Annotated in this window: 27 protein-coding genes; 20 read left to right on the forward strand and 7 right to left on the reverse strand. The window is 54.9% G+C overall.

Annotated elements, in window-relative coordinates; genetic code table 11:
• Window positions 1-4: 4 nt before the first annotated feature.
• From bioF to bioD, 4 genes are read left to right on the forward strand one after another with little or no spacing between them, the layout of a single operon-like run.
• Window positions 5-1,177 (forward strand): 8-amino-7-oxononanoate synthase, encoded by a 1,173-nt coding sequence (gene bioF, locus DFR30_RS01425; protein WP_132970972.1) that lies wholly within the window; start codon window positions 5-7, stop codon window positions 1,175-1,177.
• Entirely contained in the window at window positions 1,164-1,937 is a 774-nt protein-coding gene (bioH, locus tag DFR30_RS01430; RefSeq protein WP_132970973.1) for a pimeloyl-ACP methyl ester esterase BioH, read from the forward strand. Before bioF ends, bioH begins: the two co-directional genes overlap by 14 nt.
• Entirely contained in the window at window positions 1,927-2,775 is an 849-nt protein-coding gene (bioC, locus tag DFR30_RS01435) for a malonyl-ACP O-methyltransferase BioC (RefSeq protein WP_132970974.1), read from the forward strand. The genes bioH and bioC overlap by 11 nt, the downstream gene beginning before the upstream one ends.
• Complete coding sequence (bioD, locus tag DFR30_RS01440; RefSeq protein WP_132970975.1) at window positions 2,772-3,455, forward strand: dethiobiotin synthase; 684 nt, start codon at window positions 2,772-2,774, stop codon at window positions 3,453-3,455. Before bioC ends, bioD begins: the two co-directional genes overlap by 4 nt.
• Here bioD and DFR30_RS01445 read toward each other — a convergent pair.
• Window positions 3,452-3,937 (reverse strand): tetratricopeptide repeat protein, encoded by a 486-nt coding sequence (locus tag DFR30_RS01445; protein ID WP_132970976.1) that lies wholly within the window; start codon window positions 3,935-3,937, stop codon window positions 3,452-3,454. The genes bioD and DFR30_RS01445 overlap by 4 nt on opposite strands.
• A 434-nt stretch (window positions 3,938-4,371) precedes the next feature.
• On the opposite strand from DFR30_RS01445, the gene DFR30_RS01450 reads away from it, so the two are divergent.
• From DFR30_RS01450 to DFR30_RS01470, 5 genes are all read left to right on the forward strand, one after another.
• Window positions 4,372-4,800, forward strand: a complete 429-nt coding sequence (locus tag DFR30_RS01450) for a DUF2244 domain-containing protein (RefSeq protein WP_132970977.1) — start codon at window positions 4,372-4,374, stop codon at window positions 4,798-4,800.
• Window positions 4,801-4,875: 75 nt separating this feature from the next.
• Window positions 4,876-6,003: a cytochrome c oxidase subunit II gene (gene coxB / locus DFR30_RS01455; RefSeq protein ID WP_207891784.1), complete on the forward strand. Its 1,128-nt coding sequence runs from the start codon at window positions 4,876-4,878 to the stop codon at window positions 6,001-6,003.
• Window positions 6,004-6,025: 22 nt separating this feature from the next.
• The gene (gene ctaD, locus DFR30_RS01460) at window positions 6,026-7,597 is read left to right on the forward strand and encodes a cytochrome c oxidase subunit I (RefSeq protein WP_132970978.1); all 1,572 of its coding nucleotides are present in this window, start codon (window positions 6,026-6,028) and stop codon (window positions 7,595-7,597) included.
• Window positions 7,598-7,769: 172 nt separating this feature from the next.
• Window positions 7,770-8,312 (forward strand): cytochrome c oxidase assembly protein, encoded by a 543-nt coding sequence (locus DFR30_RS01465; RefSeq protein ID WP_132970979.1) that lies wholly within the window; start codon window positions 7,770-7,772, stop codon window positions 8,310-8,312.
• A 23-nt stretch (window positions 8,313-8,335) separates the two neighbouring features.
• The gene (locus DFR30_RS01470; RefSeq protein WP_132970980.1) at window positions 8,336-9,196 is read left to right on the forward strand and encodes a cytochrome c oxidase subunit 3; all 861 of its coding nucleotides are present in this window, start codon (window positions 8,336-8,338) and stop codon (window positions 9,194-9,196) included.
• A gap of 60 nt (window positions 9,197-9,256) precedes the next feature.
• On the opposite strand, the gene DFR30_RS01475 is transcribed toward DFR30_RS01470, so the two are convergent.
• A complete protein-coding gene (locus tag DFR30_RS01475; protein ID WP_132970981.1) occupies window positions 9,257-9,505 on the reverse strand; it encodes a twin transmembrane helix small protein in 249 nt (82 codons plus the stop codon).
• Between the two features lie 87 nt (window positions 9,506-9,592).
• Here DFR30_RS01475 and DFR30_RS01480 point away from each other — a divergent pair, with 87 nt between their 5' ends.
• The 11 genes from DFR30_RS01480 to ccoS all read left to right on the forward strand — a co-directional run bounded on the left by DFR30_RS01480 (window position 9,593) and on the right by ccoS (window position 20,378).
• Complete coding sequence (locus tag DFR30_RS01480) at window positions 9,593-10,324, forward strand: SURF1 family protein (protein WP_132970982.1); 732 nt, start codon at window positions 9,593-9,595, stop codon at window positions 10,322-10,324.
• Window positions 10,317-10,940, forward strand: coding sequence for an SCO family protein (locus DFR30_RS01485; RefSeq protein ID WP_132970983.1), 624 nt, complete (start codon window positions 10,317-10,319; stop codon window positions 10,938-10,940). The genes DFR30_RS01480 and DFR30_RS01485 overlap by 8 nt, the downstream gene beginning before the upstream one ends.
• Before the next feature lie 55 nt (window positions 10,941-10,995).
• A complete protein-coding gene (gene cyoE / locus DFR30_RS01490) occupies window positions 10,996-11,913 on the forward strand; it encodes a heme o synthase (RefSeq protein ID WP_207891785.1) in 918 nt (305 codons plus the stop codon).
• 217 nt (window positions 11,914-12,130) lie between these two features.
• Window positions 12,131-13,585, forward strand: coding sequence for a cytochrome-c oxidase, cbb3-type subunit I (gene ccoN / locus DFR30_RS01495; protein WP_132970984.1), 1,455 nt, complete (start codon window positions 12,131-12,133; stop codon window positions 13,583-13,585).
• Window positions 13,586-13,605: 20 nt separating this feature from the next.
• Window positions 13,606-14,340, forward strand: a complete 735-nt coding sequence (gene ccoO, locus DFR30_RS01500; protein WP_132974344.1) for a cytochrome-c oxidase, cbb3-type subunit II — start codon at window positions 13,606-13,608, stop codon at window positions 14,338-14,340.
• A 20-nt stretch (window positions 14,341-14,360) separates the two neighbouring features.
• Window positions 14,361-14,570, forward strand: a complete 210-nt coding sequence (locus DFR30_RS01505) for a CcoQ/FixQ family Cbb3-type cytochrome c oxidase assembly chaperone (protein ID WP_132970985.1) — start codon at window positions 14,361-14,363, stop codon at window positions 14,568-14,570.
• Window positions 14,563-15,489, forward strand: a complete 927-nt coding sequence (gene ccoP / locus DFR30_RS01510; RefSeq protein ID WP_132970986.1) for a cytochrome-c oxidase, cbb3-type subunit III — start codon at window positions 14,563-14,565, stop codon at window positions 15,487-15,489. Before DFR30_RS01505 ends, ccoP begins: the two co-directional genes overlap by 8 nt.
• A 36-nt stretch (window positions 15,490-15,525) precedes the next feature.
• The gene (gene ccoG, locus DFR30_RS01515; protein WP_132970987.1) at window positions 15,526-16,947 is read left to right on the forward strand and encodes a cytochrome c oxidase accessory protein CcoG; all 1,422 of its coding nucleotides are present in this window, start codon (window positions 15,526-15,528) and stop codon (window positions 16,945-16,947) included.
• Window positions 16,947-17,777, forward strand: coding sequence for a FixH family protein (locus tag DFR30_RS01520; RefSeq protein WP_132970988.1), 831 nt, complete (start codon window positions 16,947-16,949; stop codon window positions 17,775-17,777). The genes ccoG and DFR30_RS01520 overlap by 1 nt, the downstream gene beginning before the upstream one ends.
• The gene (locus DFR30_RS01525; RefSeq protein ID WP_341539288.1) at window positions 17,774-20,182 is read left to right on the forward strand and encodes a heavy metal translocating P-type ATPase; all 2,409 of its coding nucleotides are present in this window, start codon (window positions 17,774-17,776) and stop codon (window positions 20,180-20,182) included. The genes DFR30_RS01520 and DFR30_RS01525 overlap by 4 nt, the downstream gene beginning before the upstream one ends.
• A gap of 10 nt (window positions 20,183-20,192) precedes the next feature.
• Window positions 20,193-20,378 (forward strand): cbb3-type cytochrome oxidase assembly protein CcoS, encoded by a 186-nt coding sequence (gene ccoS, locus DFR30_RS01530; protein WP_132970989.1) that lies wholly within the window; start codon window positions 20,193-20,195, stop codon window positions 20,376-20,378.
• A gap of 222 nt (window positions 20,379-20,600) precedes the next feature.
• On the opposite strand, the gene rpoH is transcribed toward ccoS, so the two are convergent.
• The 5 genes from rpoH to ftsY form a co-directional block, all read right to left on the reverse strand.
• A complete protein-coding gene (gene rpoH, locus DFR30_RS01535) occupies window positions 20,601-21,464 on the reverse strand; it encodes an RNA polymerase sigma factor RpoH (protein ID WP_132970990.1) in 864 nt (287 codons plus the stop codon).
• 115 nt (window positions 21,465-21,579) lie between these two features.
• Complete coding sequence (locus tag DFR30_RS01540; protein ID WP_132970991.1) at window positions 21,580-22,893, reverse strand: diguanylate cyclase; 1,314 nt, start codon at window positions 22,891-22,893, stop codon at window positions 21,580-21,582.
• Window positions 22,894-23,018: 125 nt separating this feature from the next.
• The gene (gene ftsX / locus DFR30_RS01545; RefSeq protein WP_132970992.1) at window positions 23,019-23,951 is read right to left on the reverse strand and encodes a permease-like cell division protein FtsX; all 933 of its coding nucleotides are present in this window, start codon (window positions 23,949-23,951) and stop codon (window positions 23,019-23,021) included.
• The gene (gene ftsE / locus DFR30_RS01550; RefSeq protein ID WP_132970993.1) at window positions 23,948-24,622 is read right to left on the reverse strand and encodes a cell division ATP-binding protein FtsE; all 675 of its coding nucleotides are present in this window, start codon (window positions 24,620-24,622) and stop codon (window positions 23,948-23,950) included. Before ftsE ends, ftsX begins: the two co-directional genes overlap by 4 nt.
• Before the next feature lie 35 nt (window positions 24,623-24,657).
• Window positions 24,658-25,653: a signal recognition particle-docking protein FtsY gene (gene ftsY / locus DFR30_RS01555; protein WP_132970994.1), complete on the reverse strand. Its 996-nt coding sequence runs from the start codon at window positions 25,651-25,653 to the stop codon at window positions 24,658-24,660.
• Window positions 25,654-25,679: the final 26 nt, after the last annotated feature.

Consider the following 25,679-nt stretch of genomic DNA (forward strand, 5'->3'; position numbering starts at 1 on the left):
GCTGGTGCGCGATCTTGTTCCCGCGCTGGAGCGTCGCAGGCAGCAGCACCTGTACCGTCAGCGACAGACGCTGGGTACCCCGCAGGGCGTTGAAATCACGGTCGATGGCACGCCATACCTTTCCTTTTGCAGTAATGACTATCTTGGCCTTGCGAATCACCCTGCCCTGGTCAGGGCTCTGGCAGAAGGTGCACGGCGCTTCGGAGTCGGTAGCGGTGCGGCGCACCTTATAACCGGTCACAGCTATGCACACCAGGCGCTGGAAGAGGATCTGGCGGCATTTACCGGCAGGCCGCGCGCATTGCTTTTCTCGACTGGTTACATGGCGAATCTGGGTATCGCTTCGGCCTTGCTCCGGCGCGGTGACACACTGGTCGAGGACCGTCTCAACCACGCGTCTCTCATCGATGCCGCTCAGCTTAGCGGGGCAAGGCTGGTGCGTTACCGACACACCGATATGGATAGTCTGGCGCGGCGTCTGAGCGGTGTGAGTAGTGGTGACACACTCGTCGCAACCGATGCGGTGTTCAGTATGGATGGTGACTGTGCGCCGCTGGCGGACATGCAGGCGCTGTGCAATCGGCATGATGCCTGGTTGCTGGCAGATGACGCGCACGGATTCGGTGTGCTGGGCGAACAGGGTGGCGGCTGGCTCAAGAGCCAGGTCGGTGAGGGCGCCGCGAATACTGTTCTGATGGCAACACTCGGCAAGGCGCTGGGAACGTTTGGTGCTTTTGTTGCCGGGTCTGATGCATTGATCGAGACGCTGGTTCAGCAGTCCCGCACCTATGTCTATACAACAGCGACACCGCCGGCCGTGGCGTGGGCAACGCGTACAGCCTTGCGTCTTGTCCGGGAAGGAGACGACCTGCGCACACACCTGAATGAGTTAATCAAGCGTTTCCGCACGGCTGCGGCACAACTTGAATTGCCGTTAATGGCGTCATTGACACCCATACAGCCATTGCAGGTCGGAGATGCGGCGATGGCGCTGGGCCTGGGAGATGCCTTGCGCCGACAGGGCATACTGGCGGGCGTGATTCGCCCTCCAACCGTGCCGGAAGGTGCGGCCCGTCTGCGCATTACCCTGTCAGCACAGCATACTCCTGAACAGGTAGACCGGCTGCTCGATGTGCTTGGCAAGAGCTATCGGGAGGTGATGAATGCTGCATCGTGACGAATACGGTCAGGGTCCTGAGCTGGTGCTGTTGCATGGTTGGGGTATGCACGGCGGACTGTTGCGGATATTCGCCGAACAGCTCGGCGAATATTTTCATGTCAGCGTGGTTGATTTGCCCGGGCACGGTAACAGTGACTGGGACGCTCCTGTTTCGCTGAATGACTGGGCGAGACAGGTACTTGATTGCACCCCGCAATCAGCCTGCTGGATAGGCTGGTCACTGGGCGGGCTGGTTGCACTGGCGGCTGCGCAACGTGCGCCGCAGCGGCTGCAGGGGTTGATGTTGATGGCTTCGACGCCAAAATTTGTCACGGCGCCGGATTGGTCCTGTGCGATCGAGAAAACTATTTTTGAGCAATTCGCCAGTAACCTGGAAGCAGATGCGATGAAGACGCTGGCACGCTTTCTTTCGTTACAGGTGCGTAGCTCCGAACAGAGTAGTGAATTATTGAGACAGCTGCGTCACGAACTGAAGCAGCGGCCCCCTGCGGAAGCAGCTGCGTTGCGCACCGGCCTGGAATTCTTGCAGGAAACAGACCTGCGTAAACAGCTCGGGGAAGCCGATGTTCCCTTGTTTGGTGTATTCGGTGAGCGCGACACGCTGGTACCCGCCTCGGTGGCAGCTCTGTTCGAAAAGGATCACAGCGTTGTAGTGGAGGGGGCGGGTCACACTCCTTTTTTGTCCCACCCGGACGTCTGCGTAGAAGTCGCCAGGCGCTGGTTCGGATCAGATGATGGAGTTGCCAATGTCTCGTGACCCGGGTGGTTTGCCTGACAAGGCCCAGGCGAGGCGAAGCTTTGGTCTGGCGGCAGACAGCTATGATGAGGCAGCTGTATTGCAGCGCGAGGTTGGCTCGCGTCTGCTTGAGCGACTGGATGTTATGAAAATACAGCCGCAGGATATTCTCGACCTGGGTAGCGGTACGGGCCAGTGTATCGACGGCTTGAATAATCGCTATCGAAAGGCCAGGGTTGTTGCGCTGGATATTGCACCCCCCATGCTGAAGCGTGCGCGCCAGCGTGGGCGCTGGTTGCGGCGGCCGCAATGCGTTTGTGCTGATGCCGAGAGACTGCCATTTGGGGACAACAGTTTTGACATGGTGTTTTCCAACCTGATGCTGCAGTGGTGCATTGACCTGGATGCGGTATTCAGTGAGTTGCGTCGCGTACTGAGGCCGGGTGGCTTGTTGCTGTTCTCAAGCTTCGGGCCAGACACGCTCAGGGAGTTGCGCGAAAGCTGGCGTGAAGTAGACCGCTATGCTCACGTCAATACCTTTCTTGATATGCACGATGTTGGTGATGCGCTGGTGCGCACCCGCTTTGCAGACCCGGTTATGGATGTAGAACGCCTGACCATGACTTACCCCGATGTCTGGAAGCTGATGCGTGAGCTCAAGCAGGTTGGCGCTCACAACGTAACCGGTGGACGACCACGCGGTCTGACCGGGAAACATCATTTACAACAGTTGATCGAGGCTTACGAAAAATTCCGGTGTGATGGTGTTTTGCCAGCCAGTTATGAAGTTGTGAATGGACATGCCTGGGTGAGCGGGAATGAGATAAGCGTTTCTCTGGAAACCGGTAATCTGCCATGACCCAGGGCATTTTTGTGACGGGAACAGATACCGATGCCGGCAAGACAGTGGTGAGTGTGGGCATTGTTGAGGCGATACGAACTGCAGGGAAGACCGTTGCTGTAATGAAGCCGGTAGCAAGCGGTTGCGATCTGACCCGGGAAGGTCCCAGAAATGCCGATGCGCTACACCTGATGCAGGCTTCCACACTGGATCTGCCATACCAGCGGGTTAATCCCTATGCTTTCGAAGCGCCGGTTGCACCACACATCGCAGCAAGAACCGAAGGGGTGCAAATTGATTTGGCGGTTATTGAATCAGCCTTCGAACAGCTGTGTGGTGTGGCGGACCGTATTGTTGTCGAAGGCGTAGGTGGCTGGCTGGTGCCGATTAGCACAAGGCAAACCATGGCCGATGTTGCCAGAGTCCTGGGGTTGCCTGTTGTTCTGGTGGTGCCTGTCAGACTGGGCTGCCTGAATCATGCCTTGCTCAGCGCGGCAGCGATCCGTCTAAGTGGCCTCGAATTGGTTGGTTGGGTCGCTAACCGGCTGGATGACGATTGTTTGTGTGCAGATGAAAATATTGCGGCATTAAGGGAGCGCCTGGGCGCACCCCTGCTGCTTGAACTGGCCTATGCGGAAGATGCTCAGACCCTGATGCAGCATGCGCGCTGTATTGACCTGCAGGCGGTTATAAATTAATTGAGGTAACGTTTGACCTTGTTCAGTTCCGGCGTGGCGGGCTCGTAACCATTGTCTTGCGCTTTCTGCAGCCAGGATACCGCCATTCGGTAATCACGCCCTGCGCCAGCCATGGAATACAGTTTTCCAAGCTGGTACTGGGCTGGTGCATAGCCGAGATCGGCAGATTTTTGTAGCCAGGTCTTTGCCTGTTGCAGGTCTTTATCGACAGCAATTCCTTTCATGTAGAAGGTGCCGACTTTGTACTGCGCCTTGGCAATTCCCTGGTCAGCTGCACGCATATACCATTCCAGCGCGAGTTCTTCGTCTTCGTCTGTGCCGCGGCCTTTCTCGTACCGGTAGCCGACATCATACTGGGCTTCTGCATCACCGGCTTCGGCGCTGGTGAGTTTACGTTCGAACATGGCTTCACCGGCTGCATGGGCCAGGGCAGTCGATAACAGCATGGCAAGTGCCAGCAGGCTGGTTGTTAACTTGGTCATAGCATTTTCCCTGCCGACATTCTTAATGGAATCTGGCGGCGTATACGTATGTCTATCTGATGTTTCGGCTGTAATGACAGTCACTTGAATGCTTTCCAGTGCGCGGGGCCGGGAATAGTGAGTAAAATCTGTCGAGTATGATGGCAGGTGTCCGGGTGAAGAGTGCTGTTTGCCGGGCTAAATCACAAGCGCTGCCGCGCTTTCCCTGAGCAATATAAGCGTATTAGCAAATAACTATATAATGGTTTACAAGTATCTGATATAGCTAATATTTATGACCATAAATTTTAAATTTTTTTGCACCTGATTTGTGCGGTGCTGTAGCATGCGGCCCAGTGCACGAAACTGCGGTTATTTCGTGGCCCGGATGGTTTGTAAGAGGTAGTGCGGTGGTTGCAACCCAGTTTGACAGTTTCAACGCTTCTCAGCGGATCATGATCCGGCCAAATTGTTCCTTACCCTGGCGGGAAACGGTGCAGTTTTACCTGGGGATGGTTATCGTTTCGTTCAGTATTGCAATTGCATTTGCAATGAAAGGAATGTGGTTGATTCTCCCGTTTGCCGGTCTGGAAATGCTTGTACTTGGTATCGCGCTGTATGTAGTGGCGCGCCGCAGCATGCGCTGGCAGATGTTGAATATCCATGATAATTATGTTGATATCGTTGAATGTGTAAACAGGATACAGAATCGCAGCAGTTTTCAGCGGGCCTGGGTGCGAGTTCATTTCGAGGCAGCAAACATCAAGGGGCATCCTTCGCGATTGTTTCTCGGGTCGCACGGTCGCAGTACAGAGATAGGCGAGTATCTGACGGAGCAGGAAAAGCGAAAACTCGCGCTTCAACTGCGTGAAGTGCTTGGTTAGTGAAATGAGTTGCAGGGTTACAAAACAATAATTTTTCGAGATTCAGGTTCAGGATTTGGAAGGAGACACAGTGGTATGTTGGTTACAAGAATGAAACGATTGCTCTCGGCAATGACAGGTGCGCTGGCAATGCTGTTTGCAAATGGCGCGTCTGCCGAATATGGCCTCAATCTGCCGCGTGGCGTTACACCGATCAGTCAGGAAGCTTACAACCTTCACATGCTGATTTTCTGGTTGTGTGTAGCGATTGCAGTAGTAGTTTTCGGTGCCATGTTTATATCGATCATCAAACACCGCAAATCAAAAGGTGCGGTGGCTTCGCAGTTCCATGAAAGCACTACTGTCGAGATTCTCTGGACTGTGGTTCCGTTCCTTATCCTGGTAGGTATGGCGATTCCTGCAACCAAGGCGCTGGTTAATATGGAAGATACCAGCAACTCGGACCTCAGTATCAAGGTGACGGGGTACCAGTGGAAATGGGGTTATGAGTATATTGATGATGACATCAGCTTCATCAGCTCATTGTCCACACCACACGACCAGATTTATAACCTGGCTGACAAGGGTGAAAATTATCTTCTCGAAGTGGATAACCCGCTTGTCGTTCCTGTGAACAAGAAAGTTCGCCTGCTTATTACGGCCAATGATGTGATTCACGCCTGGTGGGTGCCGCAGCTTGGAATGAAAAAAGATGCGATCCCGGGCTTCATTAACGCGATATGGATCAAGGTTGAAAAAGAGGGTACCTACCGCGGGCAGTGTGCCGAGCTTTGCGGCAAGGACCACGGCTTTATGCCGATTGTGGTTGTCGCCAAGAATGACGCAGATTATGCGCAGTGGGTGAGTGATCAGAAGTCAGCCGCTGACGCAGATGTTGCGGCAGCGGGTAAGGCATGGGTCAAGGCGGATTTGGTGGCGCGTGGAGAGAAGGTCTATAAGGCCAACTGTGCAGCCTGCCACCAGGCAAACGGTGAAGGTGTGCCCGGGGCATTCCCCGCAATCAAGGGCAGTGCAATCGCTACAGGCCCGGCGGCAGGACATGTAAGTATTGTCATGAATGGCAAATCCGGCACAGCCATGGCGTCTTTTGCCGGTCAGTTGAATGATATCGATATCGCTGCCGTCATAACCTACCAGCGTAATTCCTTGGGTAACAATACCGGTGATCTGGTTCAACCCTCAGATGTAAAGGCTGCCCGTTAAGGGCCGTGGAGGAGAAGAAGTAATGAGTACTGCAACAGCACATGACGATCATCACGGACCTGCAAGCGGACTATTGCGCTGGGTCTTTACTACCAATCACAAGGACATTGGTACCCTGTACCTGTTGTTCTCGCTGCTTATGTTTATGGTGGGTGGCGCCATGGCGATGGTAATTCGCGCAGAACTGTTCGAGCCCGGATTGCAGTTTGTCGAGCCGCAGTTCTTTAATTCCATGACAACCATGCACGCGCTGATCATGATTTTCGGTGCCGTTATGCCGGGTTTTGTCGGGCTCGCCAACTGGCTGGTGCCGATGATGATCGGGGCCCCGGACATGGCGTTGCCGAGGATGAATAACTGGAGTTTCTGGATCCTCCCGTTTGCCTTTACCATGCTGCTTTCGACACTGTTTATGGAAGGTGGTGCCCCGGCGGGTGGCTGGACCATGTATCCGCCACTGGTTCTGCAAACCGGCAACGCATTTCCGTTCCTGATCTTCTCGGTTCACCTGATGGGCATATCGTCCATTATGGGCGCTATCAATATCGTGGTGACCATAGTCAACATGCGTGCACCCGGCATGACATTGATGAAGATGCCCTTGTTTGTATGGACCTGGTTGATTACGGCCTACCTGTTAATCGCGGTTATGCCGGTGCTCGCTGGTTCTGTCACCATGCTGCTGACAGACAGATTCTTCGATACCTCGTTCTTTGATGCCGCCGGTGGCGGTGACCCGGTTATGTTCCAGCATATCTTCTGGTTCTTTGGTCACCCCGAGGTGTATATCATGATCCTGCCGGCATTCGGTATTGTGTCGCAGATCATCCCGACCTTCGCACGCAAGCCATTGTTCGGCTACAGTTCCATGGTGTACGCCACATCATCGATCGCTTTCCTGTCCTTTATCGTGTGGGCGCACCATATGTTTACGGTGGGAATGCCGTTGACCGGTGAATTGTTCTTTATGTATGCCACCATGCTGATTGCGGTTCCGACCGGTGTGAAAGTCTTTAACTGGGTTTCCACCATGTGGAAGGGTTCCATGACGTTTGAAACGCCGATGCTGTTTGCTATCGGTTTTGTGGTGATGTTCACCATCGGTGGTTTCTCGGGCCTGATGCTTGCCATTACGCCGGTTGACTTCCAGTACCACGACACCTATTTCGTGGTGGCGCATTTCCACTACGTGCTGGTGACGGGTGCGGTGTTCTCGATCATGGCGGCGGCCTATTACTGGATGCCGAAATGGACGGGCAACATGTACAACGAAAAGCTCGGCAAACTGCACTTCTGGTTGTCGACGATTTTCGTGAATGTGCTGTTTTTCCCCCAGCACTTCCTCGGGCTGGCCGGTATGCCGCGTCGTATCCCTGATTACTCGCCTCAGTTCACCGAGTTTAACCAGATTTCGAGTATTGGCGGTTTTGCATTCGGACTGACCCAGTTGTTATTTGTCTATATCGTATTCAAGACGATAAGAGGCGGTGAGAAGGCAACTGACCGGGTATGGGAAGGCGCCAACGGACTGGAGTGGACACTGAGTTCGCCACCGCCTTATCACAGTTTTACGACGGCGCCTGAAGTCAAGTAAGTGTAGTAGTGGCTCCGGGCAGTGTCACTATGGCTGCCCGGAGTTCAAAGGAAGTTTTATGAATGAGCAAGGCATGAGTAAACGCGCACGTATTATGGCAGTAATGCTTGGCATGATAGCCGTTGTGTTGTACTTCGGTTTCATGTGGCTTACCGCGAACGGATCCCTGTAAATGCCGGAAAATGATTTGGGGCAGGCGAATCGTCGGACTGTAAAACGGCTGCTGTTTCTGGTGGCCGGTATGTTCGGTTTCGTGTTTGCTCTTGTGCCGCTGTATAGCGTGTTTTGTGATATTACCGGGCTTAACGGGAAAACAGCAGACGGCCCTGCCAGGGCTGTTGTTGTTGAACCGGATCTTTCGCGTACGGTTATGGTCGAGTTTCTGGCAAGCGTGAACGAGGATATGCCCTGGGATTTTCGGCCTGTACGTGTGCGAATGGAAGTCCATCCAGGCAAGATGTACCGCACGTCTTTTGTGGCACGCAATCGTACCGGTCAGGCTATGGTTGGACAGGCTATACCGAGCGTGACGCCAGGGATTGCGGCGAGCCATTTCAAAAAAACAGAGTGTTTCTGTTTTACAGAACAAAAATTTGAAGCAGGTGAAGAGCGTGATATGCCATTGTTGTTCATGGTCGACACGGAGCTTCCGGAAGAGATAGAAGAGGTCACTCTGGCCTACACTTTCTTCGATAAAAACAAGCTGTTGAACTAATACTATTTAAAGAGGATGCTGGAATGAGCGAAGCGCATGGTGGCTATTATGTACCCCACGGCACCAGTTGGCCGATTATAGGATCCATCGGCCTGACGACACTGGTGGTCGGATTTGCCAATTTTCTGAATGGTTCCAGTGTGGGCATGACGATGATGCTGGCAGGTCTGGGCATCACACTGCTGATGATGTTTGGCTGGTTTGGCACGGTTATACGCGAAAGTCAGGCCGGTATGTACAACGAACAGGTCGACAAGTCATTCCGCTGGGGAATGAGCTGGTTTATCTTCTCGGAAGTCATGTTCTTCGCGGCCTTCTTCGGCGCACTGTACTACGCGCGTGTTTTGTCCGTGCCGTGGCTGGGTGGAGCGGATGTGGAGACCAATGAGTTCCTGTGGAGTGGCTGGGAAGCAGCCTGGCCAACTAACGGTCCGGGTGATATGGGCGGTGAGTACGAGGCCATGGGGGCTTGGGGTATACCGGCCATCAATACACTTTTACTTTTGAGTAGTGGTGTAACCATCACATTCGCCCATTGGGCCTTGAAGAAGGGGCAGCGTAGCGCGCTTGTTTTGTGGTTGCTGGCAACCGTGGTGCTGGGCTTCACCTTCCTTGGTTTCCAGATTTATGAATATTCACACGCCTACCACGAGATGAATCTGACACTGGCTTCAGGCATCTATGGGTCAACATTCTACATGTTGACCGGCTTCCATGGGATGCACGTAACCATTGGTGCCATAATGCTGACCATCATCATGCTGCGCAGCATGAAAGGGCACTTCACGGCAGATCATCATTTTGCTTTTGAGGCGGTTGCCTGGTACTGGCACTTTGTCGATGTCGTCTGGCTTGGCTTGTTTATTTTTGTCTATGTGCTCTGACAGTCGGTTATAATGAAAAAAGGCGCCCTGCGGGGCGCCTTTTTTATGCGGGGCTGGTATCTACTTTGCGATACGTGCCTGTGAATTGACAGGGTGATTTGCCGGGTAGATGCCGTGTGGTTTGAGATGGCCGGTGGCAATGGCCAGCATGAGTAACCCGAAGAGAGAAACAGACAGGGCAATCCTCATGGTCAGCGCCTTGACTGTGCGAGTCGATTTTCCCTTGTCTCGAACCATGAAGATCATGCCGCTCAGCAGGCTGGCGACAATAGCGATAAGTACGGCAATCGTGAATATTTTGATTAGCATGAGTTTCCCTGGACCGATCAGATTTTCTGAGTATAGGGTAAGCAGATTCCGCTTGCGAGGCTGCGGCACGGTCAGTAGGCTCGCGGCATGCGATTTGGCAGTCTGGAATTTCGCCCCGGCCTCTGGCCAACTTTGATAACCCTGATTATGTTCGGGATTCTGGTTTCGCTGGGATTCTGGCAATTGGACAGGGCTGCGCAGAAGCGTGCACTACTGGAAGAGTACCGGGCTGAAACTAATGATGCCCCGTTACGGCTTGATCCATTACGTGAAAATTACCAGGGTATGGGTTATCGGGTGGTTGTTGCGAGCGGGCATTTCGATGGTGCCCGGCAGCTTCTTTTGGACAACCGTACATATAATGGAAGGGTAGGTTATCAGGTTCTTACCCCGTTTGTGCTGGATGGGACAGAACGCAGGGTATTGGTAAACCGGGGATGGGTGCCGCTGGGCAACAACCGGGATGCTTTGCCCGACCTGCCGGTACCGGCAGGCAAGCAGCACATTATTGCGCGTATCAAGTTGCCGTCGGACAAGATATTTATGCTGGCCGACGAGGAGCCGCGTAAAGGCTGGCCGTGGCGCGTACAGGCGGTTCAGATAGAGCTGTTTGAAAAAGAGCTGGGATACCCGCTCATGCCGCTGATCTTGTTACTGGAAAGTGATACTGGTGATGGTTTTGTGCGCGACTGGCATCCGCTGACCTATGGCCCCGAACGCAACGAGGGGTACGCGGTACAGTGGTTCGGATTGGCATTGACGCTACTGATTATTTATCTCGTTGTTAATACAAGCAAAGTAGACAAGGCTCATGAATAAAATTGTTTCCAGAACCCGCTCGCGGGCGGCGCTGGTTTTGTTGTTACTGGTATTTGCAGCACCGGTTATTCTGGCCTGGCTGGTGTTTTTCGTGTTCCCGGAGTTTCGGCCGACCGATACCATGAATCACGGTGAACTGGTGGTACCGGCGCGACCGTTGCCGGCCTTCCATTTGCAGGGTATCGGGACTGACACGGTCGACCAGAATTTTCTGCGAGGTAAATGGACGTTTGTGTATCTTGCTGAAGGCGCTTGCGAAAAACCCTGTGTGGATCAGCTCTACAAGATGCGCCAGGTACGCCTGACGCAGGGTAAGAACATCAAACGTCTGCAGCGACTATTTCTGTGGAATACCGAAGGCATCGGCGAAGCACAACGCCTCGAACTGGCGAAGCACTTCCCGGGGCTTGTTATTGGCAATATACAGTCTGGTGGCCAGGCAGACAGTCTGATAAACAGTTTCAGGCTGGAAGATGGTGCAGACCCTTATTCCTCCGGACGTTTGTACCTGGTTGACCCGATGGGCAACCTGATGATGAGTTATGAGCCTGACACGGTACCGCGCGGAATCACCAAGGATCTGGAAAGACTCTTAAAGTACTCCGGATTGGGTTAAAATACCCGGCTCTATCAATTTGCTGACGCGCGCCAGACCGGCGCCGGGGACGGGCATGGGCTATTCAATGACAGCGGCGCTGGGCACGCATTGGCGGGACTACCTGGGAGTATGCAAGCTCAAGGTGGTGGCGCTGATTGTGTTCACCGCGCTGGTCGGAATGTTTCTCGCCGTACCTGGTATGGTCCCCTGGCAGCCGTTGGTTTTCGGTACCCTGGGCATTGGTATGGCGGCTGCATCGGCCGCGGCAATCAATCATGTTGTTGACCAGTATGCTGATGCGCAGATGGCGCGTACGCGTAACCGGCCGGTCGCAAGCGGCGCCATGACCAGCCGCAGTTGCCTGATCTTTGCGCTGGTACTGGGGGCGTTGGCAATGTGGATTCTGGTGCAGTTCGTCAATATGCTCACAGCTATCCTGACCTTCGCCTCATTGATCGGTTATGCTGTCATATACACGCTCTACCTGAAGCGTGCCACGCCGCAGAATATTGTGATCGGGGGTGCTGCTGGCGCTGCTCCGCCGGTACTGGGCTGGACGGCCGTGACCGGGACGGTTGATCCGCATGCATTGCTGCTGTTCCTGATCATCTTTGTCTGGACGCCACCGCACTTCTGGGCGCTGGCTATTCACCGTCGCAGTGAGTACGCCAAGGTCGATATTCCCATGTTGCCGGTTACTCACGGCGTACCGTTCACGCGCCTGCAAGTGATGTTGTATACCATCCTGCTCGTTGTGGTAACGATCCTGCCGTTTGTCACGCATATGAGCGGACTGTTCTATCTCGCCGGAGCACTGGGGCTGGGAGCCGGCTTTCTTTATCATGCCTGGGCATTGATGCATGATGAGAGTGACAGGCAGGCGATGAAGATGTTTGGCTATTCAATCATTTACCTGATGGCGCTGTTTGCCTTCCTGCTTGTCGACCACTACGTTCCTTACCTGCTACGACTGACGGGGTTGGCTGAATAGCCGGGCCACCTCCACGGTGACGCTTCCTGGGCTACACTGATTTGCCGGGTTACGGGTAACTGTGGGAGCGCACTTCGCGTTTACCCACTTTCTGCCTGGGGGATATCCCTTTTAAATAACGGGGACTTTACCAAGGGTAGTTGCGTATATTAGAATGTAACGATTTTATGACCCACTTTTCGGGTTATTCGCCAGATCGCACATACGAGGCAGGAAAATGGCACAGGCCGCTATGGGAACTACACAGCAGTACAACTACGAAATCATCCGCAAGTTTGCCTTTATGGCGCTGGTGTGGGGCGTGCTCGGTATGAGCGCCGGCGTTTATATCGCATCGGAACTTGCCTGGCCGTTTCTGAACTTCGATATCCCGGCAATTACCTTCGGTCGATTACGGCCTGTGCACACCACGCTGGTTATTTTTGGTTTCGGTGGCAGTGCGCTTTTTGCAACGTCCTATTATATTGTTCAGCGTACCTGTCAGACACGTCTCTACAGTGACTGGATGGCTTCGTTTACGTTCTGGGGCTGGCAGGCTGCTGTTGCGCTGGGTGCTGTCAGTTACATGCTGGGTTATACGCAGTCACGCGAATACGCCGAGTTTGAGTGGCCGATTGACCTGCTGATCACAGTGACCTGGGTGGTGTATTTCCTGATTTACGTCCAGACACTGCGTCGTCGTTCCCAGCCCCACATTTATGTGGCGAACTGGTTTTTCATGGCGTTCATACTGGCTACGGCCATACTGCACATCTTCAATAATCTGGCCATTCCGGTCGGAATGTTCAGCATGAAATCCTACAGTCTGTTCTCCGGCGTGCAGGATGCCATGACCCAGTGGTGGTACGGCCATAATGCAGTGGGCTTCTTCCTCACCGCCGCATTCCTGGGCATGATGTATTACTTTGTGCCCAAGCAGGCAGGTCGACCGGTTTATTCCTATCGATTGTCTATCGTCCATTTCTGGGCGCTGTCCTTCCTGTACATGTGGGTGGGCGCCCACCATCTGCACTGGACAGCATTACCTGACTGGACTTCAACACTGGCAGCAACGTTCTCCATCATGCTGTTATTACCGTCGTGGGGCGGCATGATCAATGGCATCATGACGCTATCCGGTGCCTGGGACAGACTGCGTACGGACCCGATCATGTTGTTCCTGATCACGGCGTTGTCGTTCTATGGTATGTCTACCTTCGAGGGCCCGTTGATGTCACTGAAGAGTGTGAACGCATTGTCACACTATACTGACTGGACTATCGGGCACGTGCATTCCGGCGCGCTTGGCTGGGTGGCGATGGTGACATTCGGCTCCTTCTATCACATGATTCCGCGTCTGTATGACACACGCCTCTACAGCACGCGTCTGGTGTACGTTCATTTCTGGCTGGCAACCATCGGTATCGTTCTCTATATCACCGCCATGTGGGTGGCCGGTATATTCCAGGGTCTGATGCTGCGCAGTTTCGACGATTACGGCAACCTGGCCTATACCTTCGTTGAAACCGTGGCGTTCCTTCATAACCCGTACGTGGTTCGTGCGCTAGGCGGCCTGTTCTTCCTGTCGGGTATAGTCGTGATGGCCTATAACGTCTACATGACCATACGCAACGCACACGCGGAGGCTGCCGAGCTGGAAGCGAAGCTTGCAGCCAAAATGGCACGCGCCTGATTTCGGAGTAGAGAAAAGTGATAAAGCATGAAAGTATAGAAACCAATGCGGGCTTGTTGATTATCCTGACGATGATCGTGATAAGCATCGGCGGTCTGGTTGAAATTGTTCCGCTGTTCTTTATTAACGATACGGTTGAGGATGTGGAAGGTGTGCGACCTTATACTGCGCTCGAATTACGTGGTCGTGATATCTATCAGAGAGAAGGCTGCTACCTGTGCCATTCACAAATGATCCGCCCGTTTCGCGATGAAGACTTGCGCTATGGCCACTATTCCCTGGCGGCAGAGTCCCAGTACGATCATCCGTTCCAGTGGGGTTCAAAACGTACAGGTCCGGATCTCGCTCGTGTCGGCAAAAAGTACTCGGATGAGTGGCATGTAGCGCATCTGGTCAACCCGCGGTCCGTAGTACCGCAATCGGTTATGCCCAATTACCCCTGGCTGCTGGAACATGAGCTGGATTACTCGGATGTGCAGGACCGCATGCGCGCACTCAAGATGGCCGGTGTTCCGTACTCCGAAACCCAGGATGAATACGACCGTAATGTTGCACAGTTCGGAAAGGTCGTTGCAGACAAACTGGATATATTAAACGCTGAAGAGAATCTCATGTCGCAGGCACTCGCCAACGATTTCGATGGTCAGCGTTCACGGATCACCGAGATGGACGCACTGGTAGCCTACCTTCAGGTGCTTGGCACGATGGTGGATTTTACCAAGTACAACGAAGGTTACTTTGCAGAATTCCGCTAGGCCCGTGCAGGGGGAGTGCGATGCCTGACTGGCTGATCTGGTTTACGAGGTTCGAGAACAGCAAGATCGTTGCGTTGTTACTGTTCTTCGTGGCTTTTTGCGGAATTTTACTTTACGTGTATACGGGAAAGAAGCGGAGCCAGAGACTGGAGTCGTATAAATATATTCCCCTGCAGGATGATGATTTGGACCCGGATGCCGGCGACGGCGAGGTAAAAAAAGATGAGTGATACCAAGAAGCCCCAGTCTGCGGTACAGACCACGGGTCACGCCTGGGATGGTGATATCCAGGAATTCAACAATCCTTTGCCGAACTGGTGGCTGTGGGCATTTTATGCAACGGTGGTGTTCGCGGTTGTGTACTGGATTTTTTATCCGGCGTGGCCGGTCGGTAGCAGCTACACGACCGGTGTAATGAATAATATTACCTTTGTTGACAGTGATGGCACAGAGAAAACCATGCACTGGAATACGCGCGCATTACTGCTGAAGGACCTGCAGGAAGGCAAGTCAGCGACCCTGAGCAGGGAGTACCTGGAGAAGGTTCAGGGTGCAGATTATGAAACGATCCTCGGTGATGCCGAGATGATGGCCTTTACCCGCTCAATGGCCGTTGGCCTGTTTGGCGATAATTGCATGCCCTGTCACGGGGCCGGTGGTGGTGGCGTGATGGGTCTGTTTCCGAACCTGGCAGACGACGACTGGTTGTGGGGTGGTACGGTAGAAGATATCCAGACAACCATTTCCGACGGCCGTTATGGTTTTATGCCGTCATTTCGCGAAACTTTCAATGATCAGCAGCTTGATGACGTGGCTGCATACGTGCTGTCACTGTCAGGACAGGAAACAGATTCTGCATCTGCACAACGCGGAAAGCGCCTGTTCCAGACCAGCGCGGGTGGCTGCTATTACTGTCACGGAACTGACGGCAAAGGTATGAAGTCACAGGGTTCCGCGAACCTGACTGACCAGATCTGGACAATTGCCGATGTGCCTGGTGCGGATGCGCCGGCACAGAAAAGGGCGGCAGTAAAAGCTGTAGTTGCCAATGGTGTACAACGCACCATGCCGCACTGGTCGGACCGCCTGGACAAAACCCAGATCAAGCTGCTGACGGTCTATGTTCATGAACTCGGGGGCGGCCAGTAGTCCCGCGAGAAGCATCCGGGTACGCGTTCTGCAACTATGACAGATTCTGCCAGTCAGGTACTGTACCAGGCGCGTATCCCAATCTATCCACGTTCCGTCAAGGGGCGGTTCAGGACGCTGAAATGGGGCATTCTCACGTTTGCCTATGGTGTCTATTTTCTTTTGCCCTGGTTGCGCTGGGAGCGAAATGCAGGCCCGGATCAGGCGGTTTTATTTGATATTGCCGACCGCAAGTTCTATCTCTTCGATCTTGTCATGCATGCGCAGGACCTGTTTTGGCTGACCGGCTTTCTGCTGGTCGCTGCGTTGCTGCTGTTTTTTGTAACCAGTATTGCCGGTCGGGTGTTCTGCGGCTATTTTTGTTTCCAGACGCTGTGGACGGATCTTTACCTGCTGATCGAGCGGCTGGTGCAGGGCGACCGAGTGGCACGGATACGCCTGGACAAGTCGCCGTGGACTGCGAACAAGTTCCTGCGCAAGGTGCTTACGCATATCCTGTGGCTTGCGGCGGCCTTCCTGACCGGGTTGACCTTCACCCTGTACTGGGGAAATGCACCTGAACTGATTGTTGAATGGTTCACCGGCAAGGCCCCGTTTGCTGCCTACGCAACAACGCTGTTCCTCACTATAACGACCTATGTCATGGCCGGGCTGGCACGCGAACAAGTGTGTACCTATATGTGCCCCTACGCACGTTTCCAGTCGGTTATGTTCGATGAGGACACGCGCATTGTCGCTTACGACGTGGCGCGGGGTGAAGGAAAGGCCGGTCGACACAAGGTCACGCGTGATCTGAAAACGCTTGAGCAGCGTCAACAGCAGGGTGTTGGCGAATGTATCGACTGTGGATATTGTGTGCAGGTATGCCCGACCGGTATTGATATTCGCAATGGCCTGCAGGTGCAATGCATCAGTTGTGCGCTGTGTATTGATGCCTGTGACACGATTATGGGTTCGCTGGGCTGGGACAAGGGACTGATTCGCTATACTTCCGAGAAACAGGCGGAGGGCAAAGAGAGCCGGATACTTAAACCCAAAACGATCGCTTATGGCCTGGTGCTGCTGGCGGCAATTGCCGCATTGTTGTGGGGTGTCAGCAACCAGGCGCCGCTGGAGATGTCGGTGGTGCAGGTACGCCAGCCCCTGTTCGTGCGTTTGTCTGACGGGCGGGTGCAAAACAGTTATGAGTTGCATATCGAGAACAAGACTGACCAGCCGTTAAAGCTGGCCATTATGATGCGCGGTCTGGCCGGAGCCGAGCTTGATGTCGGCAAGCTTTCGTCAGTTGAAATCGGGCCACAACGCAGCTTGCGCGTGCATGCGCGGGTCCGCTGGAACAGTGGAAACAGGCACAAGGGTTCGCGCAGTTTCGAATTTGACCTGATTCCACAGACACAACCGGAGATTGGTATGATCAGTGCGCCTGCAACCTTTTACATGCCGGGCGGCGATAGCTGATGTTGCAGTCCTTGCTGGCATTGCCGTTGGGCGTCGGTGTCGAAGTGCTGGTGTTTCTTGCGCTTTACCGTCTGACGCCGATGAATGGCCGTCAGGCTGCCGTCATCGTGGCGATGCTGGCAATAACGGCCGTGTTCATCGACAGTCTGCTCGACTGGCCAGGCGCAGATGTGTTGGCCATGTATGTTGCTGTGTTGCTGGTGTCGGCCTATCTTCTGGGTATTATCAGTTCAGCGCGGGAGCAGCGACAGCGTGCCGGCGCAAAGGATCAGCGCTGGTTTCACTGGGGTCCTGCAATTATCGTCATATTTTTCGTCGCCCTGTTCGCGCTGGATGGCGTGCTGGTGGTGATTTCAAAACAGGGCCTGCCTCAACCGGTAGCTGACCGCCTGTTACCGAAACAGCACAAGTCCGAAACGGTGAACTCGGTGTTCCCCGGCGTGGTCGCACGTGACTTCCAGAAAAAAGAATCTCTCTACAACGCCTATCTTGAACAGGTTAAACAGCAGCAGGCGCGTGGCTGGCAGGTCAGCAAAGGCTGGCTGGAGAAACCGCTTGCAGGTCGCCCGGAGGTTTTCCAGGTCAGGGTGACAGAACGCGATGGTGCAGCCGTGGCCTTCGCCACGGTTGGCGGCGTTTTCCAGCGCCCCTCGGACAGCCGGCTGGACCAGTCGTTTGAACTTGTCGAAATTGAGCCGGGACTTTATCGCGGAGAACTCGTGCTGCCCGATCCGGGTATGTGGCAGCTGGTACTGCAGATCCGTCGTGGTGATCAGTTGCACGAGATTCATGCGGAAACCTCGGTTGGCGCCGGGGAATCTGCGCCTTGAGCAAAGGTTCCGGTAAAGCGGATTGTTTTCATTGCGGGCTGCCTGTCCCGCCGGGATCAGATTACAGTGTTGAAATTGATGGTAAGGCGCAACCGATGTGCTGCCGCGGTTGCCAGGCTGTGGCGCGTGCCATTGTCGAAGGTGGTCTGAGCGACTTCTATCGATATCGCACAGAGAAATCGCCACAGGCACGCGACCTGGTGCCGGAACAGCTTGATGAGATGGCATTATTCGATCGTGATGATCTGCAGAAGAGTTTTGTTCGCCAGCAACCTGGCGACAGGCGTGAAGCCTCATTGATTCTTGAAGGGATTGTCTGCGCCGCCTGTGTCTGGTTGAACGAACGACATGTAAAATCCCTGCCCGGTGTGCTCGATTTTTCCGTGAACTATTCTACGCATCGTGCCCGGGTCAGCTGGGACAACACGCGAATTCATCTCAGTGAAATTCTGGAAGCGATCAGCGCCATCGGCTATCACGCTCACCCGTTCGATCCAGGGCGCCAGGAGCAGGTATACAAGCGGGAACGTACTCGTGCACTGCGCCGCCTGGCGGTTGCGGGGCTGGGCATGATGCAGGTCATGATGCTGGCAGTCGCCCTGTATGCCGGTGAGGCAGAGGGTATGGATGCCGGGCTGCGCAACTTCCTGCGCTGGGTAAGCCTGTTGTTGACACTGCCGGTCGTGCTGTACTCGGCCCGCCCGTTTTTTGCCAGCGCCTGGCGTGACCTGAAGCGCCGCCGGCCGGGTATGGATGTGCCGGTGACGTTGGCGATCAGCGCCGCTTTTCTCGCCAGTGCATGGGCGACAGTGACAGGAAAGGGTGATATCTATTTTGATTCGGTCACTATGTTCACGTTTTTTCTGCTGGCCGGCCGGTTCCTCGAAATGGGTGCCCGGCATCGTGCCGGTCAGGCGGCGGAGGAACTGGTCAAGCTGTTGCCGGCGACAGCGGCGCGGCTGGAAGAGGGCGGTGAGCGGCGCGTGCCTGTAGCCGACCTGGCTGTGGGAGACCGGGTGCTGGTGCGCCCGGGAGAAAGTGTGCCGGCTGACGGCCGGGTCGTCGATGGACAGAGTTCAGTGGATGAGTCTTTACTGACAGGCGAAAGCCGGCCGTGCCGGCGTCAGCCTGGAGATCTGCTGGTGGGCGGCACCGTAAACATCGAAAGCCCGCTGGTAGTGGAAATCGAAAAAGTCGGCGAAGAGACGGTGTTGTCCGCTATCGTCCGCCTGCTTGATCGCGCGCAGACAGAAAAGCCTTCAGTGGCAAGAGTGGCTGACCGTATCGCCGGCTGGTTTGTTGGCGCATTACTGGTACTGGCTACCGGTGTAGCCTGGTGGTGGTGGCAGCATGACCCGGCACACGCGTTCGCCATCACACTTTCTGTACTGGTGGTGACCTGTCCCTGCGCACTGTCGCTGGCGACACCGGCGGCGGTAACAGCGGCAACCGGCGCCCTGACGCGGCTGGGCGTACTGACCACACGCGGGCACGCCCTGGAAACCCTGGCACATGCCAGTCATATGATTTTCGACAAGACGGGTACGCTGACAGAAGGCCGACTTTCAGTGGCGGGGATCGAGTTGTTGTCCAGCCTGGATCGTGAGCAATGTCTGCTGTTGGCGGCATCCCTGGAGCAGGCGTCGGAACATCCGATATCACACGCGCTGTGCCGCGAGGCGGAAACCGTTAATGAAGCCGGATCATTGCTGGCTACCCCCGGTGAAGGTATCGAGGGGATAGTCGGGGGGCGCCGTTATCGCATAGGAACGGCAGCATTTGTCAGCAAGCTATTGTCGACTACGACCGGCCAGCCGTTACCGGGCGGGGTAGTGCTGGGGGATGAAAACAGTCTGCTGGCACACTTCACATTCACCGATCCATTGCGGGACAAGGCACGCGAAGCGCTCGACGGACTACGTCGACTGGGGCTGGAAATCGAGCTACTGAGCGGTGATGAAGAACAGGCCGTGCAGCATATCGCCGGGCAACTGGGTATTCATCGTGCTCAGGCGCGTTGTCGGCCGGAAGACAAGCTGGCACGTATTCGCGACCTTCAGGCGCAGGGCGCCGTTGTGGCCATGGTCGGTGATGGCGTCAATGATGCGCCGGTGCTGGCTGCTGCGCAGGTATCGATCGCTATGGGCGGTGGTACCCAGCTGGCACACGCCAGTGCCGACATGGTGCTGCTGTCAGAACAATTGCCACACCTGGTGAATGCTGTACGAACCAGCCGGCGCACCCTGACGGTCATTCGCCAGAACCTCGGCTGGGCACTGGTTTATAATGTGATAGCCGTCCCGTTGGCGGCGGGCGGTCAAATAGCGCCCTGGATGGCGGCCATTGGCATGTCGGCCAGTTCGCTGGTGGTTGTACTGAATGCGCTGCGATTGCGGCAAGGTTGAGGCGTTTAATGTGAATATTCTTTTTTTGTTGATTCCTGTCAGCCTGATTATCATGGGTATCGCCATCTGGGTGTTCCTGTGGGCCATTCGCTCCGGGCAGTTCGAGGACCTGGAGGGACCTGCGCACAGGATACTGATGGATGATGATGATCCGCGTATCCCGCGCAAGCCGCAATTGAAGGATGATGATGAGTAAGATAAGATAGCGCTAATATTCCAGGGTGGCCGATCGGGCGTCACCGAAGTTGAGGACTAGCCTATGTTTACGTTTCAGGGTCTGCCGATGACGATAGTGATTGCACTGGTGGTAATCGCCTGGTTGAGCTTTCTGTCAGTCGTATTTTTTGCCTGACGGGGTTAGCGTGATGGCATAAAAAACGGCCCTTTCGGGCCGTTTTTGTTTTCATCAGTGGCGTATTTATGCCATCAGGTCTTTCAGTTTCTTGATAGCATTTTTTTCCAGCTGGCGGATGCGCTCGGCAGATATGCCATAGCGATCTGCCAATTCCTGCAGCGTCACCTTGTCTTCGGTCAGCCAGCGCTGTTCGAGAATGGTGCGTGCGCGCTCATCGAGCTGTGACAGTGCATTGGCGAGTTGCTGGTTGCTTTGCTGTTCCCAGTCGACAGCTTCCAGGGCATTGGCCGGGTCCTGCTCTCCAGTAGCCGTCAGATAGGCCGCGGGCGTCCAGCCGCCGTCTTCCTCATCACTGCTGTCAAGCGGGTCAAAGGCGACATCCTGGCCACTCAGGCGCGACTCCATTTCCAGCACCGTTTCGGGGCTGACACCCAGATCCTTGGCCACGGACTCGACTTCCTCGCGATTCAGCCACCCGAGCCGCTTTTTGGCGCTGCGCAGGTTGAAGAACAGTTTGCGCTGCGCTTTGGTGGTAGCGACTTTGACGATGCGCCAGTTACGCAGTACATATTCATGTATTTCGGCACGAATCCAGTGTACGGCAAAGGACACAAGACGCACGCCGACATCGGGGTCGAAGCGGCGCACGGCTTTCATCAGGCCAATTCCGCCCTCCTGGATCAGGTCGGCAAGCGGCAATCCATAACCTTTGTAGCCACGGGCAATTTTGACCACGAAGCGCAAATGTGACAGAACCATTTCGCGGGCAGCATCGAGATCGCCGTTATCACGCAGACGAACCGCCAGCTCGCGTTCACGTTCTGCAGTGAGCATCGGAATTCGGTTAACGGCTGCCAGATATGTGCTCAGCTGCTCGCCGGGAACCGGTAGAGTGGTTACTGACGTTGAAACCAGTGCATTGCTCATTGTTCGAATGGCCTCCAGGGTTTTAGCTACGGTTGATTTTAGCACTCGCGGGATAAGAGTGCTAATCGCCGTGAAAGTTCCATTTTTTCCATCACGATAAGCAGATTTTTTGGAATCAGGCGCAGACCTGGTTACGGCCCTGGGCCTTGGCGGCATACAGGGCGCGATCGGCATTTCCGATCAGTTGGGTCAGCGTCATGCCGGGATTTGCCTGGTTGGTATCCAGTCCTATGCTGACCGTAATGGGGACATTAGCCGGGCGCAGTGCCTCAATGCTGATGCGCAACTGTTCTGCGCAGGTATGTGCATCCCTGGCGGCGCACCGTGGCACCAGCAGGGCAAATTCCTCGCCACCGAAGCGTACAGGCAAGGCATTGTCCGGTAGCAGGTCCAGCAGTAGTTTACCAAGTGCTTCAAGTACGCGATCGCCGGTAATATGCCCGAATTTGTCGTTAATTTTCTTGAAATGGTCGATATCCAGCAAAACTGCTGCTACCGGGTGGTTGTGTCGGTTGGTGACGAAGTGCTCGCCATGATCAAGTAGATAGCGTCGGTTGTACACCCGGGTAAGGCTGTCAGTGATGGCCAGCTTGTGCATTTCGTCGGTCTGCCGTTTCAGGGCAGCGAATTGCTGACGGATAGTCAGCAGTGAGCGAATACGTGCCAGTAGCACTTCTTCCACAATCGGCTTGGAGACGAAATCATTGGCGCCTGCATGAAAAACCTCAACCTGTTTTTCACCGGATTCGGAACCCGTCAGTACCAGTACTGGCATTTCCTGTTGAGAATAATGGAAGCGCGTGCGAATGGCATGCAGGAGGTCTCCGCCGGTCAGGCGCCCCTGCAGGTAGAAGTCAGTGATGACAATATCGAAATATTCGTCTTCACGTACGCCCCCGGGCGATGTGTCACGCAGCAGCTGGATAGCTTCCTCGGCGTGCGTGGTATGCGTCACCTGCAAGCCATGGCGTTCCATCAGGCTGAGCATGACGGTTGCAGTCAGTTGGCTGTCCTCTACGTACAGGATACGTCCAACCAGGCCAGAGTGACGCAAGGTGAACTCCATGATGAAGGATGCAAACGCATGGTAGCCCAGTGATTTGTCAAAATAATCGGTAACGCCGGCGGCGAAGCCTTCACGAAGCAGGCGGGTGTCAGCATCGCCTGATACCACGATGGTTGGTGTGTAGTGGTGAAATTTTGAGGCGCGCACATAGCGGCATAGCTCAATGCCATCTTTGTCAGGCAGCATGAGTGCTGTAGTAATCAGATCGAAATGACTGCGTTCCAGCCAGGCGCAGGCTTCCTGCACCGTGCCACAGGTGGTTATTTTGGTGTCTGGCATTTCTTCATTGAAAATACGGGTGATAATGGTGCGGGCAACTTCCGAACCATCTACCACCAGAATGCGATTTAGTTTTCGGGGCATGGAGAAGGCCTGTTTTTCAGATTTTTGTTATTGGGCGTATTATTCCTGCATCCACTCTTATCGGGTTCTTGATCCGGAAACTTGAGCAAATATCTGAAAAAAAAGCGGGTCTTGCCTGGTCGGTGCTATTGAGGTTCGATTGCCGAAAGATGGCGCCCTACAGCGATCCATGCCCCTGCCAGGCCGAGTAAGGAACCTCCAGTCAGCAGGTAGAAAAGTTCACCGGAGGTCAGGATTTCCAGGCTGAAGCTGCTCTGGTACAGCCCGGCCAGACGCCGAACCGGGTCAAGGAGTTGAAGCAGTGCAACTTCAACCATCAGTGCGCCCACCAGTGCGCCGAATATGCCATACCAAAGGCCGGCATAGAGAAAAGGTCGACGGATGAAGCCATCGGTGGCGCCGATAAGTTTGGTGATTTCGATTTCTTCGCGGCGGCTCTGTATTTCAAGGCGGATAGTGTTGCCGATGATAAGCAGAACCGCGAGCCCCAGCAGTGCTGCCATGACCCTGATAGTGCGCTGAACAATCTCCATGATGGTATTGAAGCGCTTGACCCATTGCAGGTCCAGCTGAGCCAGTTCCACTTCAGGCAATGCACGTAACTTTTCTGTAAGCGATTCTGCTGCAACCGCAGTTGCATGTCCCGAGGCCGGTTTGATTGCCAGCACTGCCGGTAGCGGGTTGTCATCGAGCAGATCCAGCGCCTGTCCGAAGCCGGAAAGCTCGCGGAATTCCGCCAGTGCCTGTTCTGGTGTGATCAGCTGCAGTGAATCGATTTCTGGCCACTGTGCGAGCCTGCCCTTCAATGTGCGCGCCTGTTCAAGCGACACGGATTTGCGGAGAAACACGGACAGGTTTGCACCGCCATCCCATTGTGCCCCGAGTTTTTGCAGGTTACCGGTGAGCAGATAGAGGCCGGACGGCAGCGCCAGTGCGATACCGATAACGGCAATCGTCATCAACGATGCCAGTGGTGTGCGATACAGGCGCCCGAGACTGTTCAGTGCCACCTGGATATGCCGCACGAAATAGTTATGGATGGGTTGAGGCAGTCTCATGCCATGGCGACCTCACCGCTGTTAAGGAGTTGCCCGTGTTCAAGGTGCAGCCGCTCATAGGGCATGCGCGATATCAGGTCGAGGTCGTGGCTGGCAATCAGGACTGTGACGCCAACCTGGTTGAACTGCTCAAACAGATGCATGATATCGCGCGAGAGGTCAGGATCCAGGTTGCCGGTAGGCTCATCGGCCAGCAGCAGTTTGGGTTTGTTGACGACTGCGCGGGCAATGCCCACACGCTGCTGTTCACCCCCGGAGAGGGTGATGGGAAAAGCACGTTCATGGCCCAGTAAACCCACCTTGTCGAGTGCGGCGCGTACACGCCTGCCGATTTCCTGGTGGCGGTGGCCGGCAATGACCAGTGGCAAGGCAACATTGTCGAACACCGTGCGATCGAATAGCAGACGATGGTTCTGGAAAATCATGCCAATCTTGCGTCGCACCATTGGTATGCGCCGTTTAGGTGCGCGCGACAGGTTTTCGCCATCGAGAAAAAGCTGGCCGCGTGTGGTGCGTTCGAGCAGGGCAATCAGTTTCAGCAGGGTACTCTTGCCTGCACCTGAATGCCCGGTCAGAAAAGCCATGCTCCCGGCGGGCATGTGCAGGTTGACGGCGTGCAAGGCGTCTTTGCCGCCGGGGTAGCGTTTACTGACGTTATCGAAGCGAATCATGTCGGTAGCGGGTGGTTTGTGGCAGGTGCGATGTTTCAGTCGCGGTCAAACAGGGCATTGACAAATTCCCGGGCGTTGAAAGGGCGCAGATCCTCAATACTCTCCCCGACGCCGATAAACCGGATCGGGATGCCCAGCTGCTTGGCAATCGCGAATATGATACCGCCCCTGGCCGTGCCGTCGAGCTTGGTCAGGGTGATCCCGGTAAGGTTCATGGCCTGGTTGAATTCACGCGCCTGGTTAAGTGCATTCTGTCCGGTACCTGCATCAACGACCAGCATGACTTCGTGTGGTGCGGCCTGGTCGAGCTTGCCGAGTACCCGCTGGATTTTTTTCAGTTCTTCCATCAGGTTGGACTGGGTGTGCAGGCGGCCGGCGGTATCGGCAATCAGCACGTCAACATGACGTGCCTGTGCGGCCTGCAGCGCATCGAAAATAACAGAGGCCGAGTCGGACCCTTGCTGCTGGGCGATGACCGGTACATCGTTGCGCTCTCCCCAGGTCTGTAACTGCTCTACGGCCGCGGCACGGAACGTGTCGCCGGCCGCAAGCATTACAGAACGACCTTCATCCTTGAGTCGTCTGGCGATTTTGCCAATGGTCGTTGTTTTGCCAGCACCGTTAATGCCAACCATCAACAGTACGAAGGGTTGATCCGATTCAGGAATTTCAAGCGGGGCTTCAACCGGCGTGAGCATGGCGGTCATGTCTTCCTGCAGCGCCGACATCAGTGCGTCGGCATCAGCCAGTTGTTTGCGCGCGACCCGGTGCGTCAGGTCGTCGATAATCGCCTGGGTGGCCTCAACACCGACATCTGCCGTCAGGAGCCGGGTTTCCAGGTCTTCGAGAAGTTCATCATCGATCTGTTTATGGCCCAGGACCAGGCTGGCGATACCTTCAGTGAGGCCGCCGCGGGTTTTCGACAGGCCGGCTTTCAGGCGACCGAACAAACCGGGCTTGCTGGCCTGTTCCTGTGCCGTGTCGGCGTTGTTGTCAGACGTTGAAGATTTGTTTTTGCCGAAACCAAACATCGTTTTTGCTGTCCACTTGGGTCTGT

The sequence above is a fragment of the Thiogranum longum genome (genome assembly GCF_004339085.1).
Classification (GTDB): Bacteria; Pseudomonadota; Gammaproteobacteria; order DSM-19610; family DSM-19610; genus Thiogranum; species Thiogranum longum.

Coding starts and splice junctions, on each gene's coding strand:
- DFR30_RS01450 (WP_132970977.1), top strand. CDS start 4,372: ATGATCCGGCCAAATTGTTCCTTACCCTGGCGGGAAACGGTGCAGTTT.
- ftsY (WP_132970994.1), bottom strand. CDS start 25,653: ATGTTTGGTTTCGGCAAAAACAAATCTTCAACGTCTGACAACAACGCC.
- ftsE (WP_132970993.1), bottom strand. CDS start 24,622: ATGATTCGCTTCGATAACGTCAGTAAACGCTACCCCGGCGGCAAAGAC.
- bioD (WP_132970975.1), top strand. CDS start 2,772: ATGACCCAGGGCATTTTTGTGACGGGAACAGATACCGATGCCGGCAAG.
- DFR30_RS01480 (WP_132970982.1), top strand. CDS start 9,593: ATGCGATTTGGCAGTCTGGAATTTCGCCCCGGCCTCTGGCCAACTTTG.
- ccoN (WP_132970984.1), top strand. CDS start 12,131: ATGGCACAGGCCGCTATGGGAACTACACAGCAGTACAACTACGAAATC.
- ccoP (WP_132970986.1), top strand. CDS start 14,563: ATGAGTGATACCAAGAAGCCCCAGTCTGCGGTACAGACCACGGGTCAC.
- DFR30_RS01465 (WP_132970979.1), top strand. CDS start 7,770: ATGCCGGAAAATGATTTGGGGCAGGCGAATCGTCGGACTGTAAAACGG.
- cyoE (WP_207891785.1), top strand. CDS start 10,996: ATGGGCTATTCAATGACAGCGGCGCTGGGCACGCATTGGCGGGACTAC.
- ctaD (WP_132970978.1), top strand. CDS start 6,026: ATGAGTACTGCAACAGCACATGACGATCATCACGGACCTGCAAGCGGA.
- DFR30_RS01485 (WP_132970983.1), top strand. CDS start 10,317: ATGAATAAAATTGTTTCCAGAACCCGCTCGCGGGCGGCGCTGGTTTTG.
- bioH (WP_132970973.1), top strand. CDS start 1,164: ATGCTGCATCGTGACGAATACGGTCAGGGTCCTGAGCTGGTGCTGTTG.
- ccoG (WP_132970987.1), top strand. CDS start 15,526: ATGACAGATTCTGCCAGTCAGGTACTGTACCAGGCGCGTATCCCAATC.
- coxB (WP_207891784.1), top strand. CDS start 4,876: ATGTTGGTTACAAGAATGAAACGATTGCTCTCGGCAATGACAGGTGCG.
- DFR30_RS01520 (WP_132970988.1), top strand. CDS start 16,947: ATGTTGCAGTCCTTGCTGGCATTGCCGTTGGGCGTCGGTGTCGAAGTG.
- DFR30_RS01540 (WP_132970991.1), bottom strand. CDS start 22,893: ATGCCCCGAAAACTAAATCGCATTCTGGTGGTAGATGGTTCGGAAGTT.
- ftsX (WP_132970992.1), bottom strand. CDS start 23,951: ATGAGACTGCCTCAACCCATCCATAACTATTTCGTGCGGCATATCCAG.
- DFR30_RS01470 (WP_132970980.1), top strand. CDS start 8,336: ATGAGCGAAGCGCATGGTGGCTATTATGTACCCCACGGCACCAGTTGG.
- rpoH (WP_132970990.1), bottom strand. CDS start 21,464: ATGAGCAATGCACTGGTTTCAACGTCAGTAACCACTCTACCGGTTCCC.
- DFR30_RS01445 (WP_132970976.1), bottom strand. CDS start 3,937: ATGACCAAGTTAACAACCAGCCTGCTGGCACTTGCCATGCTGTTATCG.
- DFR30_RS01475 (WP_132970981.1), bottom strand. CDS start 9,505: ATGCTAATCAAAATATTCACGATTGCCGTACTTATCGCTATTGTCGCC.
- DFR30_RS01505 (WP_132970985.1), top strand. CDS start 14,361: ATGCCTGACTGGCTGATCTGGTTTACGAGGTTCGAGAACAGCAAGATC.
- bioC (WP_132970974.1), top strand. CDS start 1,927: ATGTCTCGTGACCCGGGTGGTTTGCCTGACAAGGCCCAGGCGAGGCGA.